General features: G+C 56.7%; 1 protein-coding gene. It reads right to left on the bottom strand.

From position 1 onward, the window contains the following. The coding region (locus GWG54_RS20630) for an IS6 family transposase (RefSeq protein WP_167939496.1) at nucleotides 1-677 on the bottom strand (677 nt) is incomplete at its 3' end. Between the last annotated feature and the right edge of the window lie 59 nt (nucleotides 678-736).

Raw genomic sequence — 736 nt, 5'->3', positions numbered from 1 at the left:
TAGTTCTGCACCTCCTCGATCGGCGTCTTTCCGTCGAGAGCTTGGTGCGGTCTCTGGCGGTTGTAGTAGTGCACGAATTGTTCAAACCATTCGTGTGCGCTCGCCCGACTGCCCACCCACGAGTTGTGGAAACGGTCGATGCGCATTTTGAGGGTGTGAAACCACTTTTCGATGAGGTTTCGCTCGGTATAGTTGACCCGACCGCTCAACCCTAATCGAGCAAGGGCAGTCCGGTAGCCGAATTGATTGACGAGAAATACAGTGTCGGAGAGATCGTATTTCTCGTCGAGTCGATGCAGAAATGCAGCTGCCGGATCGGTGCCATGCCGACCGAACAACGCGACATCGAGAATCAGCCTCGTTTCGGTGTCTATTGCAGCGTACAGCCAAGACCACTCGCCATTGATCTTGACAGCGGTCTCGTCAACCGCGACCCGCTTCGGCTGCGTCTCAGGCGGGTCGCACCCGCTGTCAGCCAGCCGATGTACCCAGTTCCAGACCGCTCCGTGAGAGCGTTCAACGCCTAATTCAGCGAGAATCGTTGTTGTCTCCCGAAGCGAACAACCGGTCTGATGAAGGCGGACGGCGAACGCCCTGACGGGCGTCGCCGTCCGCTCGTTCTCCCAAGATTCTTCTAAATCCGCGTCGTAGCTCTCGCTGAGCAGGTCTGCGAGCATCCTAACCAATTCACTCAACGACCTGCTCGTTTCTCAAACTGGCTCAACTAGACAGTGCC

This window comes from Natronococcus sp. JC468 (genome assembly GCF_012163165.1).
In the GTDB taxonomy this organism is placed as follows: Archaea; Halobacteriota; Halobacteria; order Halobacteriales; family Natrialbaceae; genus Natronococcus; species Natronococcus jeotgali.
This window is presented reverse-complemented; position numbering and strand designations above follow the sequence as displayed.